Source organism: Bosea sp. 685 (assembly GCF_031884435.1).
Lineage (GTDB): Bacteria > Pseudomonadota > Alphaproteobacteria > Rhizobiales > Beijerinckiaceae > Allobosea.
The window spans coordinates 1,206,176-1,224,969 of sequence record NZ_CP134779.1 but is presented as its reverse complement, the minus strand read 5'-3'; the positions used below and the strand labels follow the sequence as shown (position 1 = coordinate 1,224,969).

18 protein-coding genes are annotated in these 18,794 nt (G+C 65.2%); 8 read left to right on the top strand and 10 right to left on the bottom strand.

Translation table 11 applies throughout. The features are described from left to right. Positions 1-92 precede the first annotated feature (92 nt). The gene (locus RMR04_RS06880) at positions 93-1,130 is read left to right on the top strand and encodes an NAD-dependent epimerase (RefSeq protein ID WP_311913723.1); all 1,038 of its coding nucleotides are present in this window, start codon (positions 93-95) and stop codon (positions 1,128-1,130) included. Here RMR04_RS06880 and RMR04_RS06875 read toward each other — a convergent pair whose 3' ends face one another. The 3 genes from RMR04_RS06875 to RMR04_RS06860 form a co-directional block, all read right to left on the bottom strand. Continuing rightward, the gene (locus tag RMR04_RS06875; protein ID WP_311915753.1) at positions 1,131-1,571 is read right to left on the bottom strand and encodes a methyl-accepting chemotaxis protein; all 441 of its coding nucleotides are present in this window, start codon (positions 1,569-1,571) and stop codon (positions 1,131-1,133) included. Positions 1,572-3,016: 1,445 nt separating this feature from the next. Next, complete coding sequence (locus RMR04_RS06865) at positions 3,017-3,730, bottom strand: ribonuclease activity regulator RraA (RefSeq protein WP_311913722.1); 714 nt, start codon at positions 3,728-3,730, stop codon at positions 3,017-3,019. A 161-nt stretch (positions 3,731-3,891) separates the two neighbouring features. After that, a complete protein-coding gene (locus RMR04_RS06860; protein ID WP_092167426.1) occupies positions 3,892-4,860 on the bottom strand; it encodes a Bug family tripartite tricarboxylate transporter substrate binding protein in 969 nt (322 codons plus the stop codon). A 226-nt stretch (positions 4,861-5,086) separates the two neighbouring features. On the opposite strand from RMR04_RS06860, the gene RMR04_RS06855 reads away from it, so the two are divergent. From RMR04_RS06855 to araD, 3 genes are all read left to right on the top strand, one after another. Beyond that, positions 5,087-5,806, top strand: a complete 720-nt coding sequence (locus RMR04_RS06855; protein WP_311913721.1) for a GntR family transcriptional regulator — start codon at positions 5,087-5,089, stop codon at positions 5,804-5,806. Beyond that, the gene (locus tag RMR04_RS06850; RefSeq protein WP_311913720.1) at positions 5,796-6,743 is read left to right on the top strand and encodes a dihydrodipicolinate synthase family protein; all 948 of its coding nucleotides are present in this window, start codon (positions 5,796-5,798) and stop codon (positions 6,741-6,743) included. The genes RMR04_RS06855 and RMR04_RS06850 overlap by 11 nt, the downstream gene beginning before the upstream one ends. A gap of 145 nt (positions 6,744-6,888) precedes the next feature. After that, complete coding sequence (araD, locus tag RMR04_RS06845; protein WP_311913719.1) at positions 6,889-8,622, top strand: L-arabinonate dehydratase; 1,734 nt, start codon at positions 6,889-6,891, stop codon at positions 8,620-8,622. A gap of 129 nt (positions 8,623-8,751) precedes the next feature. Here araD and RMR04_RS06840 read toward each other — a convergent pair whose 3' ends face one another. From RMR04_RS06840 to RMR04_RS06825, 4 genes are all read right to left on the bottom strand, one after another. Then, positions 8,752-9,537, bottom strand: coding sequence for an amino acid ABC transporter ATP-binding protein (locus tag RMR04_RS06840; protein ID WP_311913718.1), 786 nt, complete (start codon positions 9,535-9,537; stop codon positions 8,752-8,754). 14 nt (positions 9,538-9,551) lie between these two features. After that, on the bottom strand, positions 9,552-10,229 hold the full coding sequence (locus tag RMR04_RS06835) for an amino acid ABC transporter permease (protein ID WP_311913716.1): 678 nt from the start codon (positions 10,227-10,229) through the stop codon (positions 9,552-9,554). 7 nt (positions 10,230-10,236) lie between these two features. After that, a complete protein-coding gene (locus RMR04_RS06830; protein ID WP_311915752.1) occupies positions 10,237-10,902 on the bottom strand; it encodes an amino acid ABC transporter permease in 666 nt (221 codons plus the stop codon). 85 nt (positions 10,903-10,987) lie between these two features. After that, entirely contained in the window at positions 10,988-11,929 is a 942-nt protein-coding gene (locus RMR04_RS06825; RefSeq protein WP_311913715.1) for a transporter substrate-binding domain-containing protein, read from the bottom strand. Between the two features lie 209 nt (positions 11,930-12,138). On the opposite strand from RMR04_RS06825, the gene RMR04_RS06820 reads away from it, so the two are divergent. The 3 genes from RMR04_RS06820 to RMR04_RS06810 all read left to right on the top strand — a co-directional run bounded on the left by RMR04_RS06820 (position 12,139) and on the right by RMR04_RS06810 (position 14,284). Next, entirely contained in the window at positions 12,139-12,321 is a 183-nt protein-coding gene (locus RMR04_RS06820; protein ID WP_311913714.1) for a hypothetical protein, read from the top strand. Between the two features lie 63 nt (positions 12,322-12,384). After that, positions 12,385-13,359, top strand: a complete 975-nt coding sequence (locus RMR04_RS06815) for a Bug family tripartite tricarboxylate transporter substrate binding protein (RefSeq protein WP_311913713.1) — start codon at positions 12,385-12,387, stop codon at positions 13,357-13,359. A 7-nt stretch (positions 13,360-13,366) separates the two neighbouring features. Further along, a complete protein-coding gene (locus tag RMR04_RS06810; RefSeq protein ID WP_311913711.1) occupies positions 13,367-14,284 on the top strand; it encodes a 3-hydroxyacyl-CoA dehydrogenase NAD-binding domain-containing protein in 918 nt (305 codons plus the stop codon). A 17-nt stretch (positions 14,285-14,301) separates the two neighbouring features. Here the strand turns inward: RMR04_RS06810 and RMR04_RS06805 are convergent, their stop codons facing one another. The 3 genes from RMR04_RS06805 to RMR04_RS06795 form a co-directional block, all read right to left on the bottom strand. Next, the gene (locus tag RMR04_RS06805) at positions 14,302-15,051 is read right to left on the bottom strand and encodes an aspartate/glutamate racemase family protein (RefSeq protein ID WP_311913710.1); all 750 of its coding nucleotides are present in this window, start codon (positions 15,049-15,051) and stop codon (positions 14,302-14,304) included. A gap of 77 nt (positions 15,052-15,128) precedes the next feature. Then, positions 15,129-16,547 (bottom strand): mannose-1-phosphate guanylyltransferase/mannose-6-phosphate isomerase, encoded by a 1,419-nt coding sequence (locus RMR04_RS06800; RefSeq protein ID WP_311913709.1) that lies wholly within the window; start codon positions 16,545-16,547, stop codon positions 15,129-15,131. Between the two features lie 232 nt (positions 16,548-16,779). After that, a complete protein-coding gene (locus tag RMR04_RS06795; RefSeq protein ID WP_311913708.1) occupies positions 16,780-16,998 on the bottom strand; it encodes a hypothetical protein in 219 nt (72 codons plus the stop codon). A gap of 320 nt (positions 16,999-17,318) precedes the next feature. Here RMR04_RS06795 and RMR04_RS06790 point away from each other — a divergent pair, with 320 nt between their 5' ends. Continuing rightward, positions 17,319-18,773 carry an undecaprenyl-phosphate glucose phosphotransferase gene (locus tag RMR04_RS06790; protein ID WP_311913707.1) on the top strand — a complete coding sequence of 485 codons (1,455 nt, stop codon included), beginning with the start codon at positions 17,319-17,321 and terminating at the stop codon, positions 18,771-18,773. Positions 18,774-18,794: the final 21 nt, after the last annotated feature.

The window sequence follows — 18,794 nt, the reverse complement described above, 5'->3', positions numbered from 1 at the left end:
CCGCCATTCGCTGCCGGCGATATGCGGGAACCGGCGGCGAAACAGTCTCCCGCTGCCAGCCATCCCCGCGGCAAGGGACGGCACGTCGCCAGATGACCAACACTCGCCAGCAACGCATCCTGCTGACTGGAGCCGCCGGCTTCATCGGCTACCACGTCGCCGAGGCGTTGCTCGCCCAGGGTATCCAGGTTCTGGGCATCGACAACCTCACGCCCTATTACGACCCGGCCCTGAAGCAGGCCCGGCTCGACCGGCTCACCCCGCGCAATGGCTTTGCCTTCGAGGCGCTGGATATCGCCGATTACGACCGGCTCCTGTCGGCTTTCGCGGCTTACCGGCCCGACGCCGTCATTCACCTCGCGGCCCAGGCCGGCGTGCGCTATTCGCTCGACAATCCGCGCGCCTATGCCAGCGCCAATCTCGACGGGTTCCTGTCGGTGCTGGAGGCCTGCCGGCACAATCCCGTCAGCCATCTGATCTATGCATCGTCGAGCTCGGTCTACGGCGCCAACGCCAAGACGCCGTTCAGCGAGCATGACGGTGCCGATCATCCGGTCTCGCTCTACGCCGCAACCAAGCGCGCCAATGAGCTGATGGCGCATTCCTACGCCCATCTCTACGGCATCCCGGCGACGGGCCTGCGCTTCTTCACCGTCTACGGTCCCTGGGGCCGGCCGGACATGGCCTATTTCAAGTTCACCAAGGCGATCCTCGAGGGCCAGCCGATCGACGTCTACGCCGAAAACGAGATGAGCCGCGACTTCACCTATGTCGACGATGTCAGCGAGGCGATCGTCCGGCTCGTCGCCGCACCGCCTGAGGCCGATCCCGCTTTCGATCAGGCCCGCCCGGACCCGGCGACGGCCGCCGCGCCGCACCGCATCTACAATATCGGCAACCATACGCCGGTGCGGCTCGACCGCTTCATTGCGGCGGTCGAGCAGGCCTGCGGCAAGCCCGCGATCAAGCGCCACCTGCCGATGCAGCCCGGCGACGTGCCAGCGACCTTCGCCGATGTCTCCGCCCTGATGGCGAAGGTCAATTTCAGCCCGGACACGCCGATCGAGACCGGCATCGCCCGCTTCGTGGCGTGGTACCGCGAATTCTACGGCATCGGGACACCCGGCTGATCAGCCCCTGACGACGTCGCGGGAGAACCGGGCGACGGATTCGCCAAGACGGGTCGCCGAGACATCGACACCCGCAGCCGCCTCGGAAACCTGTCGGCCATGGTCCATCGTGCGCGCGGCGTCGGCCACGACGAGATCGATCGCGCCGGCTGCCTGCTCGGCTTCGCGCACGGCGCGCATCAGCAGTTCGACCATGGTGCGGATCGCGTCCGACTGCTGGTCCACTGCGACGACGATGCCGCCGGTCGCACCGACAATAGCATCAGTGGAGACGCTGATGTTCATCACGGCGGCGATCGAGCGTTCGGTGGCGGCTCGAACCTCCTCGATGCGCTGTGAAATCTCCTGCGTCGCCGCCTCGGTGCGGGCAGCCAGCCCCTTCACCTCGATCGCGACCACGGCGAAGCCGCGCCCCGCCAGGCCGGCGCGGGCCGCTTCGATCGTGGCGTTGAGAGCCAGCAGATTGGTCTGCGACGCGATCGCGCGGATCAGCCGAAACCTGACCGATGTCGTGAACCGCCTGCTTCAGCTGGGTCTTGATACAGATCGAGGCTGCGACATCTGAGGCCGCCATCCGCACCAGATGTGTGGTCCGGTCGGCCTCGTTGCGGATCAGGGAGATCGTCTCGGTCAGGCGGTGAGAGCAGGACTCGACCGAGACGATATCCGTCTTGGCATCGCCGACCTTGGTCAGCACGTCCGCGAGTTTATCCTGCGACCTGTGGGAGATCGCGACGAGTTGCTCGGCCGCGCCATTCATGTGGACGACCGATTGGGCAACCGACTGCAGGATGGCGCCGATCTCGCGCCGGAACGCTTCAGCCTGTCCCTCCACGCGCTCGCGCTGCTTCTCCTCCAGCCGCGCCTGCGCCTGCGCTTCCAGCCCAAGCTCCTGCGCGCTGCTGACGGCGCGGACGCGATCGATGAAGAGCTGCGCCATGCTGCGCAGCGACACCAGCATGACCGACCCGCAGATCGCCTGAAAGGCGAGGTTCTCCGGCAAATGATCGACCGGGGACAGCGCGATGTGGAGGATGCGGGCTGTCAGGATCAGGCCGACGAAGAGCAGCGCAGCCGAGGGCATGCTGGCCATGGTGAACGTGCCGGCGCAGATCAGTCCTGCCAGTAGGGTCGCCGTCAGCACCTCCATCTGGGGCACCGCAGTCGGATTGATCACCACGGCCATCACCAGCCAGGGCATCGCCATCATCGCCGAATCGATCAGGATCCTGTCATTGAACTTCACGGATGGCGCGTCGTCGCGCTTGCGTGCATTGATCCTGGAAATCCGCAGGATGCCGAACACCCCGGTGGATACGACCCATCCACTCCACAACAGCGGAAACCACAGCCAGCCATGAAACATGGCGGTGCTCGCCACGAGGACTGCCGAGAGCGCATTGGAGATCAGGATGGGTGGGATAATGCGCGCGAAGATGTCGGCCTGCGCCGCGCGAAGCGCCGAGGCCTCGGACTCGCCGAGCCTGGTTATGCCGAGTTTGCGATTGACCCAGGCGTTGTAGCGCGCGGGCAAGGTCGCAACCTCTGTCATGGCCGAACGGCCTTGCGCATCGTCATAGCCCGTACCTCCCCCGCGCGCATCGATGGGGATTCGACCCTCGCAGAGACGCATCAAGCAGCGGTTAACGATACCGGTCGGCGTTCAGCTCAAGGGCGAGCCTGGTGTCGCACCTTCCCGCCGCATGCCAGGGCCGGTGCGACGGCGAACCGCAACCGCATCGGTCCCGAGGGCTCAGACCGCGCCGTGAGCCTCGACGTAAAGCGCATGGAGCGAGTGGCTGTTCGCCATGTAGAGACAATTGCCCTTGGGACCGCCGAAGCACAGATTGGCGCAGCGCCGCGTCAGCAGCGGGCAGCGCGAACGGTCAGGACCAGCTCGGCCGCCATTCGGCGAACTCTGCCTTGGTCTCGGCATTGGCGGGATAAAGCCCGAAGATGCCCTGCCCGGCGCGCACGCGCTCGGCGACGAAATCCTCATAGGCCGTCTGCTCATAGACCTCCGGCGCGATCTCGTTGGCGAGATGGGCGGGGATGACGCAGACGCCCTCGCCGTCTCCGACGACGATGTCGCCGGGATAGACCGCGACGTCGCCGCAGGCGATCGGCGCGTTGATGTCGAGCGCATGGTGGCGGATCAGGTTGGTCGGTGCGCTCGGGCGATTGTGATAGGCGGGGATCGCCATGGCGGCGATCTCCGGCGAGTCGCGAAAGCCGCCATCGGTGACGACGCCGGCGACGCCGCGTTGCATCAGGCGCGAGACCAGGATGCCGCCGGCCGAGGCCGCGCGCGGATCCTTGCGGCTGTCGATCACCATGACATGGCCGGGCGGGCAATCCTCGACCGCGCGCCGCTGCGGATGCTGTGTGCCCTCGAAGGCCGAGAGCAGGTCGAGATCCTCCCGCGCCGGGATATAGCGGAGCGTGAAGGCCTCGCCGACCATCGAGCCGGACTTCAGGCCGAGCGGCCTGACATCCTGGATGAAAACATTGCGGAAGCCGCGCTTGAACAGCGCGGTGGTGAGCGTGGCGGTCGAGACGCGCTTCAGCTTCGTGCGGTTTTCGGGAGTGAGGGTCGTCATGATCTTGAGCGGGGCTCCAGCGAAGGGTCGAATATTTCGTCAGCGTGAGACGGATGGCGTGGCGGTCGAGAACCGGAGCGGAGCGTACTCAAGTACGTGAGCACCGGAAGCACAGACCGCCACGTCAGGCGGCCGCGCTGGCGGAATGATCGGCCCTTCGATCATTCGATCTTCACATTCGCCTTCTGCGCCACCTCGCCCCAGCGCTTGGTCTCGGCGGCGATATGGGCGGCGAACTGTTCTTGCGTCGAACCGACGGGATCGACGCCGAGCTTCTTCAGCTGCTCGATCGTGCCGGGCTCGCGCATAATCGCCTGCACCTCGGTGGAAAGCCTGGCGACGATCTCCTTGGGCACGCCCGACGGCGCGAAGAAGCCGTGCCAGGAGGTCGCGGCATAGCCCGGGATGAACTCGGCCAGCGCCGGCAGATCCGGGGCCACAGCCAGCCGCTCCGGCGTCGCGGTGGCGAGCGCGCGGATCTTGCCGGCCTCGACATGCGGCCAGGCGATGGTGATGTTGTCGAACGAGACCTGGATCTGGCCCGAGAGCAGATCCTGCGTCACTTGCCCGCTGGAACGATAAGGCACATGGGCCATGTCGGTTCCGGTCGCGACCTTGAACAATTCGGCCGCCATATGCGTCGAGGTGCCGGCACCCGACGAGCCGAACGAATATTTGCCGGGATTGGCCTTCAACAGCGCGATCAGCTCCGGCACCGTCTTGGCCGGCAGGTCGATATTGACCATCAGGATATTCGGCACGCTCGCCACCTGCGAGATCGGCGCGAAATCCTTGATGTGGTCATAAGGCATCTTGGCGTAGACGCCGGGATTGATCGCATGGGTCGAGACCGTGCCCATGGTCAGCGTATAGCCATCGGGCGTCGAGCGTGCGACGGCGGCAACGCCGGTATTGCCGCCGGCTCCGGCCCGGTTCTCCACGATGAAGCGACCGTTCATCCGGGCGCCCAGCCGTTCGGCCAGCAGGCGTCCGAGGATGTCGGTGGTGCCGCCCGCAGCGAAGGGCACGACGATCGTCACGACCCTGGAGGGATAGTCTCCCTGGGCCATCGCGGCTGGCGCGGCAGCCAGGCAAGCGGCGGCGATCATGGCCCTGCGTGTCAGTCTCATTGTCGGCAATCCTCCCATTGCGTTTTCCAGTCCCGGCTCGTTGCGCCGGTGCGGCCCTTGGCTCGGCCTTGAGGGTGACATAGCACGGCATTCGGGATTTGAAATCTGAAATTTCAGACTTGCCGGCACTTGCGGTTTGTGATGTTTGGTGCCGCCATGGGCTCCTGGCCGGCGTCAACTCCCCGTCGGGGAATTGCCGACCGTGAAACCATGTCTTGGAACCGCCATGTCTTGGAACGGTATGTCGCAATCGATCGCCATCGAGCCCGTCGCCCCGCATCTGCTGCGCTCCTTGCGCGAGCATGTGCATGAGCGCTTGCGCCGCGCGATCGTCGCCGGGCGTTTCCGCAATGGCGAGCGCCTGAACGAGCGTCAGCTCGCCGAGATGCTCGGCGTCAGCACCACCCCGGTAAAGGACGCGATCCGCAAGCTGGAAAGCGAGGGGCTGGTCCGGACGGAAGCCCGGCGCGGCGTCTTCGTCGAGTTCTCGGCCCGCCAGGCGCTGGAAATGGCTCTTGGCCGCGCCGCGCTCGAAAGCGTCATGGCTCATATCGCCGCCAACCGGCTGAGCGATGCCGACATCGCCGAGATGGCGCGCCTGATCGACGACATGGAGCATGCGACGGCGCATAGCGCGCTCGAGGACCTCGTCACCCTGAACGAGGCCTATCACGGCGCCATCCACCGGATTTCGGGCTGCACCTATCTCGAGCGTCGGCTCGACGGCCAGCGCATGTACGATCACGCCCAGCGCATCGCGCTGCTCTCCGAGCCCACCGAGCGCGCCCAGGGTTTTGAAGAACACAAATCGATTTTCGAGGCGCTGGCGGGACGCGATCCGGCGCTCGCCGAGACGAGGATGAGACGCCACATCGTGCGCTCGGCGAAAGCCCATGTGCACCAGGTGTTCGGCGCGGATGCGGAGGGACTGGCCTATGACGAATGACCAAAAGCACGCAAACCAAAAACACGAAAACAAAGTGCGCAAGGCTTTGCGCGGCATCTCCGGCGTACATGTCACCGCCTGGGGCGCCGATGGCGAGGCCGATTGGGCGGTGACGGCCAAGATCGTCGCGCGCATCGCGGCGGCCGGCATCCACAACATCGTCTCGGCCGGCAACACCGGCGAGTTCTACCCGATGACGACCGACGAGGTCGTGAAGAGTCATGCCGTCGCAGCACAGGCCGCCAACGGCAAGGCGCTGGTGACCGCCGGCATCGGCCGCTCGCTGCGCGAAGCCGTCTCGACTGGCAGGCTCGCCGCAACCGCGGGCTGCGACGCGGTGATGGTGCATCACCCGCTCGACCCCTTCGCCGCGCCGCAATCGCAGGCCGACTACATCATCGCGATCGCCGAGGCGCTGACGCTGCCCGTCGTCGCCTATATCCGCTCGGATGCGATCGGCGTGAAGGACCTCGTCCGCGTCGCGACCCATGCCAATGTCGCCGGCGTCAAATTCGCTTCCAACAACATGATGCTGCTGGCCGAATGCGTGCGCGCGACGCAAGGGACCAGCGCCAACTGGATCTGCGGCCTCGCAGAAGGTTGGGCTGCGCCCTTCTACGCATTGGGCGCCCGCGGCTTCACCTCCGGCCTGATCAATGTTGCGCCGGAGCGCTCGCTTGCCGTCTGGCATGCGCTGGAGAAGGGCGACTACGCTGCCGCTCGCGTCGAGGTCGACGCCATCGCCGGCTTCGAGACTCTGCGCACGAAATACGGCAACGGCGCCAACGTCACCGTGGTCAAGGAAGCTCTCGGCCTGCTCGGCACGAATGTCGGCCCCGTCCGCCTGCCCGGCCTGCCGGAACTGAACGCCGCGGAGAAGGCCGAACTGCGCGCCATCGTCTCCGGCTGGAGCGCAGCGAAGGCCGCCGCGGAGTAGTGCCACCCGTCATGGTCGCCCTTGTGGCGACCATCCACGTCTTCGCTGGTCAAGACCTGTGTTCAAGACGTGGATGCTCGGGACAAGCCCGAGCATGACGGAGAATGCCTGCGACAAACAAAAAGATCACGCGAAGGAAACGCCTATGTCGTCCCATCCCCGCAAGACGCCCGACACCCTGCGCAGCAAGCGCTGGTTCGGCGCCAGCGACCTGCGCTCCTTCGGCCATCGCTCGCGGGCGCTGCAGATGGGCTTCGGCCATGACGAGTTCATGGGCAAGCCGGTCATCGGCATCCTCAACACCTGGTCCGAGATCAACCCCTGCCACACCCATCTGCGTGACCGCGCCGAAGCCGTGAAGCGCGCCGTCTGGGCCAGCGGAGGCTTTCCCGTCGAGATCCCGGTGATGTCGGTCTCGGAGCAGTACCAGAAGCCCACTACCATGCTCTACCGCAACTTCCTGGCGATGGAGGCCGAGGAATCGATCCGCTCCCATCCGCTCGATGGCGCGGTGCTGCTGGGCGGCTGCGACAAATCCACCCCGGCGCTGATCATGGGCGCTTGCAGCGCCGGCCTGCCCTTCATCTTCGTCCCGGCAGGCCCGATGCTGCGCGGCAACTGGGCCGGCAAGGTGCTAGGCTCCGGCGCCGATGTCTGGAAATACTGGGCCGAGAAGGAAGCCGGCAACATCACCGACGACCAGTGGAAGGACATGGAGAGCGGCATCGCCCGCTCCTATGGCACCTGCATGGTGATGGGCACCGCTGCCACGATGATGAGCCATGCCGAGGTGCTGGGGCTGACCCTGCCCGGCGCCTCAGCCATCCCCGCCGCCGACGCAGCCCATCCGCGCATGGCAGCTGCGTCGGGCAAGCGCATCGTCGAGATGGTCTGGGAGGATCTGACGCCTGACCGGATCCTGACGCGGAAAAGCTTCGAGAACGCATTGACCGTGCATATGGCGGTGGCGGGCTCGACCAACGCCATCATCCACCTGATCGCCATGGCCGGCCGCGCCGGCGTGTCGCTGACGCCGGATGATTTCGATGCCTTCTCGCGGACAGTCCCGGTGATCGCAAACTTACGCCCCTCCGGCGAATTCCTGATGGAGGACTTCTTCTATGCCGGCGGGCTGCCGGCCCTGCTCAAGCAACTTGAGAGCAAGCTCCACACCGATGCCATGACGGTGACCGGCAAGCCGATCTCGGAGACGATCGCGCTGGCCCAGATCTATGACGATAACGTCATCCGCCCGCTCGACCGCGCCGTCTCGACCGCCAACGGGCTCGCCGTGCTCAAGGGCAATCTCGCCCCCGATGGCTGCGTCATCAAACCCTCCGCCGCCGAACCCCGCCTGCTCAAGCATTCAGGTCCGGCGCTGGTCTTCGAGGATTACGATGCGATGATGAAGGCAGTGAATGACGAGAGCCTCGACGTCACGGCCGACCACGTCATGGTTTTGAAGAATTGCGGCCCCGTCGGCGGCCCTGGCATGCCGGAATGGGGCATGATGCCGATCCCGCGCAAGCTCTTGAAGCAGGGCGTACGCGACATGCTGCGCATTTCGGACGCCCGCATGTCCGGCACGAGCTACGGCGCCTGCGTGCTTCATGTTGCGCCCGAAGCCTATATCAAGGGGCCGCTCGCGGCGGTCAGGACCGGCGACATCATCAGCGTCGATGTCGAGGCGCGCAGCATCAACGTCAATCTGAGCGATGCCGAGATCACCGCTCGGCTTGCGACCTGGTCGCCGCCGAACCGCGACTATCCGCGCGGCTACGGCAAGATGTCGGCGGCCCATATCCGCCAGGCCGACAAGGGCTGCGATTTCGACTATCTCGAAGGCACGGCGAAGATCCCCGAACCGGAGATTCACTAGCGCCAACCGTCATTGCGAGCGTGAGCCGAAGCAATCCAGAGCCGCGTGCTCGACGTCCTCCTGGATTGCTTCGTCGCTTCGCTCCTCGCAATGACGGGGATGGACGACGACAAGCGACTCAGGTCCCGCTCAGCCCCGCCCAAACAGCCCGTGAAAGCGACCGAGGAAGCTTTTGAGCCGGTCGTTCTGAGGATTGCCGAAGATCTCGGCCGGCGGCCCGGCCTCGGCGACCCTGCCCTGATCGAGGAAGACGACGTGGTTGGAAACGTCGCGGACGAACATCATCTCGTGGCTGACCAGCAGCATCGTCATCCCTGACTCGGCCAGGCCCTGCATCACGCTCAGGACCTCGGCGACCAGCTCGGGATCCAGCGCCGAGGTCACCTCGTCGAAGAGCAGCAGCCGTGGCTGCATGGCGACGGCCCGCGCGATCGCGACGCGCTGTTGCTGGCCGCCGGAGAGCTGATAGGGATAGTGCCCGCTGCGATCGGCCAGTCCGACGCGGCCGAGCCAATGCTGGGCGATGTCGCGCGCCTCGGCATCGCTCTTGCCCTGCACCTTGGTCAGGCCGAGCATGACATTGTCGGCGGCCGTCAGATGCGGAAACAGATTGAACTGCTGGAAAACCATGCCGAGCCGGGCACGCTGCGCCGAAATCCGGGTTTCGCTCAGGCGCTTCCGGCGCTCACCGGCCATGATGTAGCCGACCGGGTCGCCATCGAGCAGGATCTCGCCGCCATCATGCTCTTCCAGCAGATTGATGCAGCGCAGGAAGGTCGTCTTGCCCGATCCCGAGGCGCCGATCAGCGAGACCACCTGCCCCTGGCTGACGGTGAGATCGATGCCCTTCAGCACCTCGATCTGGCCGAAGCTCTTGCGCACGTCACGGGCTTGCAGAAGCGCTGGCTCGATCATCGGCGGCCCTTCCCTCAATAGCGCAGATAGGAGAACCGCCGCTCCAGCGATGCGCCGAGCTGGGCGAGCGTGAAATTGACCGCGACATAGAGCGCCGCGGTCAGCAGGTAGAAATCGATGATCATGTAATTGCGCGCCATCGCCTGCTGGGCCGACAGCAGCAGCTCGACCACGCCGATGATCGAGAGCAGCGTCGTGCCCTTGACGATCTCCAGCGCGGTGTTGACCCAGGGCGGCAGCATGCGGCGCACGGCCTGCGGCAGGATGACATAGCTGAGCCGCTTGCCGAAGGTCAGCCCGATCGCCTTGGCCGCCTCCATCTGTCCGGCGGGCACGGACTGGACCGCACCGCGGAAATTCTCGGCGACATGGGCGGTGGCAAAAGCGCCGAGCGCGATGACGCCGGCCCAGAAGGCCGGCACGTTGATGCCGAACAGCGCCAGCCCGTAATAGGTGAAGAGGATCAGCACCAGCAGCGGGATGCCGCGCATCAGGTCGACATAGAGCCGTGCGACCAGCCGCAGCCACCACCAGCCATAAGCCAGCGCCACGCCCATCGCGAGCCCGCAGACCGTTGCCATGACGATGCTCAGGGCCGAGCTCAGCATCGTCACACCGAGCCCCGAGAGCAGTGAGGCCCGCGCCTGCCAAGCCTCGAACAGGAAGGTGCCGGGCGTCATCGAAAAATCCATGGCGACCTCAGCGGATCGATGCGTAGCGGCGCTCAAGCAGCCGCAGCATCATGGCGATCAGATAGGCACTGACGAGATAGAGCGCGCTCGCGGTCAGCCAGACCTCCATGACCCGGAAGGTGTTGGCGTTGATCTGGCGCGCCGTGAAGGTCAGCTCCGGTACCGCGATCGCGGCCGCCAGCGACGTGTCCTTGAACAGCGAGATCAGGTTGTTGCCGATCGACGGCAGGGTGATGCGGAACATCACGGGCAGGATGACATAGGCCTGGCGCTGCCAGGGACGCAGGCCGATCGCCTTGGCAGCCTCGACATATTGCTTGGGTATCGAGGCCAGGCCCGCGCGGAAGACCTCGCACATATAAGCGCCGGCATAGAGCGAGAGCGAGAGCACGAAGCTCTGCGTCTTGTCGAGAAAGGTGATGTCGAACTCCGGCAGGCCGAAATAGAGGAAGAAGATCAACAGCAGCAACGGCGTGCAGCGGATGAACTCGACATAGGCCCAGACTGGGGCCGAAAGCCAGGTCTTGCCCGAAACGCGCGCATAGGCGGCCAGGAGGCCGATCACGCTGCCGATCAGCAGCGACACGACCGCAAGACCGAGCCCGAGCAGCAGGGCGTCGGTCAGCTTGTCGGCGTTGCGCGCGATGACGGACCAGTCGAAATGATAGTCGATCATGATGGCCGTGATTGTCCGGACCGCGGCGCGACGCCGTGCCGGCCGGCGCGCATGCCGACCGACCGCGGCAAGGGCCATGCCATCAGGCGAACTCTTGCGGAAAACCGACCTTCGGGATCGGCAGTTCGATGCCGAACCACTTCTTGTAGGAGGCGGCGAAATAGTCGAAATCGACGCCGACCATCGCTTCCTTATAGGCCGTGTTGACCCAGTTCAGCCAAATCGGATCGCCGGGCTTGACCGCCGAGGCATAGGAGTTCGGCATCCAGCCGAAACCTGAATCGACGAAGCGGCCGGGCGCCTGCTGCATCAGCCAGCGCACGGCCGACTGATCCTGCAGCGAGGCGTCGATGCGCCGGGCGTTCAGCGCCTGCATGGCAGAATCCGGGCTGTCGAAGGCATCGACCTTGGCCTGCGGCAAGGCCTTGTGGATCCACTCCTCCAAGAAGACGTTCTGCATCCCGCCGACCGTGACGGCGCTGCCCGCAGCCTTCAGCTCCTCATAGTTCTTGTATTTGCCGCCACGCGCCAGCATCAGCAGGCCATTGCCCTCGCGGTAATAGGGAATGGTGAAATCGACCTGTTGCGCCCGGCCCGGCGTCACGGTCATCCATTGCACGACGATATCGACCTTGTCGGTGACAAGGCTCGGGATACGCGCATCCGAGCCCTGGAGCACGAACTCGACCTTCTCGTAATCATCGAACAGGCCCTTCGCCAGGAGCTTGGCCAGGTCGATGTCCATGCCGACGAGCTTGCCGCTGGCATCCTGGAAGTGCCAGGGCGGGTTGGTGCTGCCCGTGCCGACGATGAGCTTGCCGCGCTCCTTGATCGTGTAGAGCTTGCTCTTGGCGGCAGTTTGGGCCTGCGCGGCCGAAGGCGCGATCAGGCTGGCGGCTGCAGCGGTGCCGATCGCGGCACCGGCGAGGCCGAGCCCGAACAGGCTGCGGCGCTCGACCAGCAAAGCCGGATCCTGCGGGGAAGCCGGGTCTTGCGGGGAAGCAATGTCGTCCTGAACGCCCATCTCGCTCTCCATTTCGCTCTGCACGCGCCGCCGATTTCACCGGGGCCGCGTCGTCGGCTTTCGCAAGAAGCGGGCCATCCCCCGGTCTCTCGCAACGTCAGGACCGGCGGGGCTAGGCCTCGACCCGGCGCCATCGGCAAGGCATGCTGGGGCCAGATTCAGGCGGCTCGGCTCCGGGCCGCCTCGCGATCGCAGGCGAGGCGTCTCCTTTGCCCGAAACACCACTCTCCTCCTCGCATCTCCTGAGCGGATGCGAGGCTTTCGCGCGCCCGACCAAATCCCGGATCGAGCAGGAGAGCTGGGAGCCGGCGATCGGCCTGAGCCGTTCCGGCGAACGCTTCGCCGACATCGCCGCCATCAAGACCGATGTGAAGGATCTCTACCGCGACTGAACCATCTCGAACCAAGCGAGGCCGGATCAACCGGCCCGCTTCACCACAGGAGGAGAACGCTCGATGTTGAAACGCAGCTTCCTGGGCGGCACGCTCGCCGCCCTCGCTTTGGCCGGCATAACGCCCGCCTCGTCCCAAACCTATCCAACGCGGCCGATCATCCTGATCGTGCCCTATGCACCCGGCGGCGCCACCGACATCATCGGCCGCGTCATCGCCGAGGAGGTCTCGCAGATGATCGGCCAGCGCGTCGTGGTCGAGAACCGCGCCGGCGCGGCCGGCAGCGTCGGTGCGGCGGCCGTGGCCCGAGCCCAGCCCGATGGCTACACCCTGCTGATGGGTGCGCTCACCAGTCACTCGATCAATATGGGCTTGCAGGCCAGGCCCGGCTTCGACCTGAAGAAGGATTTCGCGCCGGTCACGCTCGCCGGCACGGTTGGGCTGGCGCTCGTCGTCCACCCCTCGGTGCAGGCCAAGACCATCCCCGAGCTGGTCGCACTGGCCAAGGCCAGGCCCGACGACTTCAACTACGCCTCCTCCGGCAATGGCTCGCCACAGCATCTGGCGGGCGAGATGTTCAATGCGCGGGCCGGCACCAAGCTCGGCCATGTCGCCTATCGTGGCTCTGGCCCGGCGATGACCGACATGATCGGCGGTCAGGTCAAGGTGATGTTCGACACGATCCCCTCCGTGCTCCAGCATGTGAATGCCGGCTCGCTGAAGGCGATCGCGACGACCGGCCGCGAGCCCTCGCCCTTCATGCCGGACTATCCGACCGCGATTTCGCAGGGCCTGGCCGATTTCGAGATCGGCTCCTGGTTCGGTGTGCTGGCGCCGGCCGGCACGCCGCAGCCCGTCATCGACAGGCTCAACACCGAGATCGGCAAGGCGCTGAGGAGCCCGCGAGCGCTGGAGGCGATGAAGCTCCAGGGCGTCACGCCCAAGCCAGGCACGCCAACTGAGGCGGCTGCGCTGATCGACAGCGAGATGACGAAATGGAACGAATTGATCAAGGCGACCGGGCTCAAGCCGGAATGAGGACGCGATGACAGGAACCATCCAGCGTATCGCCATCGTTGGCGCCGGCATGATCGGCGCGAGCTGGGCGGCGCTTGCCACCGCCCACGGCCTCGCCGTCTCCGCCTATGATCCGGCGCCGGAAGCCGAGGCAAAGTTCCGCGCCTATGTCGAGCGCGCTCGCGCACAGCTCGCCGAGCTCGACCAGACGGGCACCGGCAATATCGCCTTTTCAACCGATCTCGCAGCGACATTGTCCGGTGCCCAATTCGTGCAGGAGAACGGTCCCGAGAACGAGGCCGTGAAGCGCGAGCTGCTCGCCCGCATCGATGCCGGCAGCCCGCCGGATACGATCATTGCCAGCTCGACCTCCGCGCTGGTCCGCAGCGCCATCGTCGCCGATTGCGCAAACCCTGCCCGCATCATCGTCGCCCACCCGTTCAACCCGCCGCATCTCGTGCCGCTGGTCGAGATCGTCGGCGAGGATGAGGTCGTCATTGCGCGCGCCGCCGCCTTCTACCGCGGGCTCGGCCGTCGGCCGGTGATCCTGAACCGCGAAATGCCCGGCCATATCGCCAACCGGCTGGCCTCGGCGCTCTATCGGGAGGCGGTGCATCTGGTCGAGCAGGGCGTCGCCAGCGTCTCCGAAATCGACGCGGCTTTGTGCAACGGTCCCGGCCTGCGCTGGGCTCTGATGGGGCCGCATATGACCTATCATCTCGGCGGCGGCGAAGGCGGCATCGCTGGCTACCTCGCCCATCTCGGCCCAAGCCAGGTGCGGCGCTGGCAAGCGCTGGGCAATCCGGGCCTGGGCGAGGAGGTCCAGCGCGCGATCATCGCCGGCGTCGCGGAAGAAGCCGCGGGCCGCTCGATCGCTGAACTGGAGACGCGCCGCGATGAGGGCCTGCTTGCCCTGCTGAAGTCGCGCAAGCTCGTCAGCGAGTAGCTAGCGCTCGGCCTCGATCAGGCGAAGACGCGCGGTCGCAATCCCGCATGAAACCAGGTGATCATCGAGTAGATGTCGTAGACCGGCAGTCCGGTCGCCGCCTGCACCGCCGCGGCATAGGGCGGCATATTGGTGCATTCCAGCACGATGGCACCGACATCCGGGTTCTGCGCAACGAGGTCGAGTGCGGCCTCGACCACATCCTGCTCGGCAAGGTCGATGTCCATGTCGTCCTTCTCGGCCTTGATCAGGACGCGGAAGAACTCCTGGCCGTTCTCGGTGCCCGTAACCGGCACATCGAGCGGCACGCCCGCCCCTTCGAGATGGGCCGGGCTTAGCGTTCCCGCTGAAACCGTGACCAGCCCGACGCGCTTGCCCGGCGGCAGCGTCGCCTGCACCCAGGGCACCTGCATCAGCGACGAAGTCGCGACGGGAACGCCGACAGCAGCCGCGATCTCACGCTGGAACAGCGAGAGGAAGCCGCAATTGGTCGTAATCGCCTCCGCGCCGAGGCGGACGAGATCCCGGGCTGCGTCGATGAAATCCGGTAGCAGGCCAGCGGCACCCTGCATCACCACCTTGTCGGGGCTTGCGCCGGACACCACGCGATACAGCACCGGGAACGGCCACGTCGCACCATTGCCCATATCGCCGAGGATGCGGGGAAAACGCGCCTCCAGCATCAGGATGCCGAGCGGCGCGCCATAGATCGCCTTGCCGCCGCGCGCAATGCGGCCGGTCGCCGGCAAAAGACTGCGTGACGTCATCGGGGCATTCCACAAAGGCTGAGCAGGTTTCGGCTAAGGGCTCCGGGCGAGCGGCGAGGCGCTGCCCACTCCAGACGTCAGGTTCTCGCGTAGACATCCTCGATGCGAACGATGTCGTCCTCGCCGGTATAGGAGCCTACCTGGACCTCGATGAGCTCGAGCGGGATCTTGCCGGGGTTGGCGAGGCGGTGGGTGCAGCCGATCGGCAGGTAGATCGACTCGTTCTCGTGGATATAGGAGATCGCGCCGTCGAGAGTGACCTCGGCGGTGCCCGAGACCACGACCCAATGCTCGGCCCGATGAAAATGCTTCTGCAGGCTGAGCAGCCCACCGGGCTTGACGTTGATGCGCTTGACCTGGAACCGCGCCCCGAGATCGATGCGCTGATACCAGCCCCAGGGCCGGTAGATGCGCAGATGCTCGCTCGCCTCGCTCCGGCCGTCGCGCTTCATCTGTTCGACCAGCGTTTTGACATTGCCGGCCTGCGCCTTCGTCGTGACCAGGACCGCGTCGCGCGTCGTCACGACGACGGCGTCATCGAGCCCGATCACCGTCGTCAGGATATCCTCGCTACGCACCAGCGTGCCGCGTGTGTCGAGCGCGACCACCGGCCCTTCCAGCACATTGCCATCCCTGTCCTTCGGCTTGACCTCGTAGATCGAGTCCCAGGCGCCGACATCCGACCAGTCGAAGCTCGCCGCGAGCACGCCGGCATGCTTGGTCTTCTCCATCACGGCGTAATCGATCGAGACCTTCATCGCCCGCGCGAAGCCGGCCGCATCGAGCCGCAGGAAGTCGAGGTCCCGTTTGGCCTCGGCAAGCGCGGCACGCGCGCCCTCGATCACATCCGGCGCATAGAGGTCGAGCTCCTCGATCATCCCGGCGGCAGCAAAAACGAAATTGCCGCTGTTCCAGAGGAAGCCTTGGTCGACATAACGCTGCGCCGTCTTCGCATCCGGCTTCTCGACGAAGCGAGCCAGGCGGCTCGCGCCAGGCACGTCGAGCGCCCCACCGGGCTCAAGATAGCCGTAACCGGTCGCAGGCTTCGTCGGCACGATGCCGAAGGTCATGATCAGGCCCGTGGCCGCAAGCGTTGCAGCCTTGGCGCAATCGGCGCGGAAGCCCTCGACATCGGCGACGATATGATCGGCCGCCAACGCGACGCAGATCCCATCCCCCGCCCGGCTGCTCGCCAGGAGCGCGCCGACCGCGATGGCGGCAGCGGAATCGCGCCGCTCCGGCTCCAGGACGATGTCGCCTTCGACACCGACCGCTTGCATCTGCTCGGCAACAACGAAGCGGAACTCATGATTGGTGACAACGATCGGCTTGTCGAAGGAAGCGTCCTTCACCCGCAGCAGCGTCGCCTGGAAGGTCGACAGACCGTCATCCAGCAAACCGATGAACTGTTTGGGCATTGTATCGCGTGACAAAGGCCACAGCCGCGTCCCGGAACCACCAGCCATGATCAAGGGTATGATGTTCGCTGAAGCCATGATGCGGGTGTCGACCTGAATGAGGATAATCGGCAAGATTTCACTACGGGAGACGGCCGTCATAGCCAAGCCCAGAGGCTGTTATGACCCACGAGAACGATTTGATGAGGTCAAAACGACGGAGATGGGAGGAGCATTGCGCAGGCGATACCACCGGTATCGGCAAGCGATGCGACGCTGCAGCTCCGCCGTTTTCACCTCACCCGCTAGAGCCGGATGATTTCAGATGGAATCACGAAGTGATCCCATCTGAAATCTGAATCCGTCTCTCATCAAAAAGTGAGAGCAGGATCAATGCGAAAAACCGGTTCCCACTTTTTCGCATCCTGCTCTTGCGCGGCGCTTTTGCGCGACTGCGGCGTCGTTCTTCGTAGCAAACCGGAAGGTTTGCGTCCTCGAACTCCTGACATTCGCGCAAAAGCGCCAGCGTCAAATCGCTCTCGTGGGTCATAACAGCCTCTAGCCGTAGCGAAAAGAGCCGAGGACTGCCGCAAGGAACGCCGCAAAATGGGCGGCCGTTCAAGCCAGGCAGCGCCGGACACCTTGGTCCGCAGCGAACGCCATCGGTCATTTGCTGACACCGGATAGAGCTGGCCCGTCCCGCCAACCATGGTTCTCGCCGAATTTCGTCTCATTTCGGTGCAGTCCGCAGCGGTACACCGCTTGCGATTTCACCACCGAAAGCGTTCCCGACCGGACAAGTGTTCCGATCCGGGTCGCCGATTGCAGCACGGACCCTCGGGCTCCCGCGCAATGGTGGAGTCGGGCAGGATGGCAAGCGTCGACGATCTGAACTACGCGGCCGGACGATCCGCAGAGGCGCGCGTCAGGCCAGAGCGCAGCTCCCCCTTGCGACACTGGATCGGCCTGATCACCGCGTTGACCGACGCCGTCGTGGTCATGGCCATCGTCGCCCTCACCTCGCTCACATACCACCTGCTGGCTTTCGACGAGTTCGGCAGTCCCCGGATCATGCTGGAACTGGCGATGATGCTGGCGGCCATCTTCGTCTTCAGCAATCTGCTGCGCGGCCGCTACCAGATCGCCAATTATCTCTCGACCAAGGGGCAGGTTTCAGCCGCCTTCTCAGTCTGGAACATCACCATGGTCGCTTTCATCGCGATCACCTTCATGGCCAAGACCGTCGATCACTATTCGCGCGGCGTGATCATCGCGACCTATTTCACCGCCCCTCTCCTGATCGCGCTAGCGCGCTCATCCATCACCCGCAGCATCTCGATGGCGAGCAAGACCGGGCGCATCACCTCCGAGCGGATTTTTCTGATCGGGCGCGAGCGGGACGTCATGTCCTTCGTCTCGCGGCACCAGCCCTGGAACATCGGCTTTGCCATCGTCGATGTCGCCTTTCTGGGCGACACCGACAATCGCGATGCGCTGGCAGCCGATCTCGGCGCCGCCGTCGCGCGCTGCCGGACGATGCAGCCGGACGCGATCTACATCGCCATGCCCTGGTCGAAGCAGGAAGCGATCGATGCCTGCATCGACGCCTTCATGAACCTGCCGGCCGCAATTCACCTCGCCCCGGAGCGGATCATGGACCGCTTCGACAACCCCCATATCGTTCGCACCGGAACCTTCGCCAGCTTGCGCCTGACCCGGCCGGCCCTGTCTGTGGTCGAAAACGCCGCCAAGCGCATTTTCGACATGGTCGGCGCGCTGACGATCCTGCTCCTGAGCTTACCGCTGCTGCTGCTGATCGCCGTCGTGATCCGGCTCGATTCGACAGGCCCCGTCTTGTTCCTGCAGCGCCGTTACGGCTTCAACCAGCGGACCTTCCGCATCCTGAAGTTCCGCACCATGACCACGACCGATGACGGCGACGTCATCCGCCAGGCGAGGCGCAATGATCCGCGCATCACCCGCGTCGGCCGCGTGCTGCGGCGCTACAATCTCGACGAATTGCCGCAATTGCTGAATGTCGTCGCCGGTCAGATGTCGCTGGTCGGTCCGCGTCCGCATGCCCTGGCGCATGACCACGAATTCCAGCGCAAGATCGCGCTTTATGCGCGCCGCCATAACGTCAAGCCCGGCATCACCGGCTGGGCGCAGGTCAACGGCCTGCGTGGCGAAACCGATACCGACGAGAAGATGGCCAAGCGCATCGCCTACGACCACTGGTACATCGACAACTGGTCGTTCTGGCTCGATCTCGGCATCCTGCTGCGGACGGTCTTCAGCAAGAAGGCCTTCTCCAACGCCGGCTGATCACGGCGCCTCGCCGGCTCG

Coding starts and splice junctions, on each gene's coding strand:
- RMR04_RS06880 (WP_311913723.1), top strand. CDS start 93: ATGACCAACACTCGCCAGCAACGCATCCTGCTGACTGGAGCCGCCGGC.
- RMR04_RS06865 (WP_311913722.1), bottom strand. CDS start 3,730: ATGACGACCCTCACTCCCGAAAACCGCACGAAGCTGAAGCGCGTCTCG.
- RMR04_RS06860 (WP_092167426.1), bottom strand. CDS start 4,860: ATGAGACTGACACGCAGGGCCATGATCGCCGCCGCTTGCCTGGCTGCC.
- RMR04_RS06855 (WP_311913721.1), top strand. CDS start 5,087: ATGTCTTGGAACGGTATGTCGCAATCGATCGCCATCGAGCCCGTCGCC.
- RMR04_RS06850 (WP_311913720.1), top strand. CDS start 5,796: ATGACGAATGACCAAAAGCACGCAAACCAAAAACACGAAAACAAAGTG.
- araD (WP_311913719.1), top strand. CDS start 6,889: ATGTCGTCCCATCCCCGCAAGACGCCCGACACCCTGCGCAGCAAGCGC.
- RMR04_RS06840 (WP_311913718.1), bottom strand. CDS start 9,537: ATGATCGAGCCAGCGCTTCTGCAAGCCCGTGACGTGCGCAAGAGCTTC.
- RMR04_RS06835 (WP_311913716.1), bottom strand. CDS start 10,229: ATGGATTTTTCGATGACGCCCGGCACCTTCCTGTTCGAGGCTTGGCAG.
- RMR04_RS06825 (WP_311913715.1), bottom strand. CDS start 11,929: ATGGGCGTTCAGGACGACATTGCTTCCCCGCAAGACCCGGCTTCCCCG.
- RMR04_RS06815 (WP_311913713.1), top strand. CDS start 12,385: ATGTTGAAACGCAGCTTCCTGGGCGGCACGCTCGCCGCCCTCGCTTTG.
- RMR04_RS06810 (WP_311913711.1), top strand. CDS start 13,367: ATGACAGGAACCATCCAGCGTATCGCCATCGTTGGCGCCGGCATGATC.
- RMR04_RS06805 (WP_311913710.1), bottom strand. CDS start 15,051: ATGACGTCACGCAGTCTTTTGCCGGCGACCGGCCGCATTGCGCGCGGC.
- RMR04_RS06800 (WP_311913709.1), bottom strand. CDS start 16,547: ATGGCTTCAGCGAACATCATACCCTTGATCATGGCTGGTGGTTCCGGG.
- RMR04_RS06795 (WP_311913708.1), bottom strand. CDS start 16,998: ATGACCCACGAGAGCGATTTGACGCTGGCGCTTTTGCGCGAATGTCAG.
- RMR04_RS06790 (WP_311913707.1), top strand. CDS start 17,319: ATGGCAAGCGTCGACGATCTGAACTACGCGGCCGGACGATCCGCAGAG.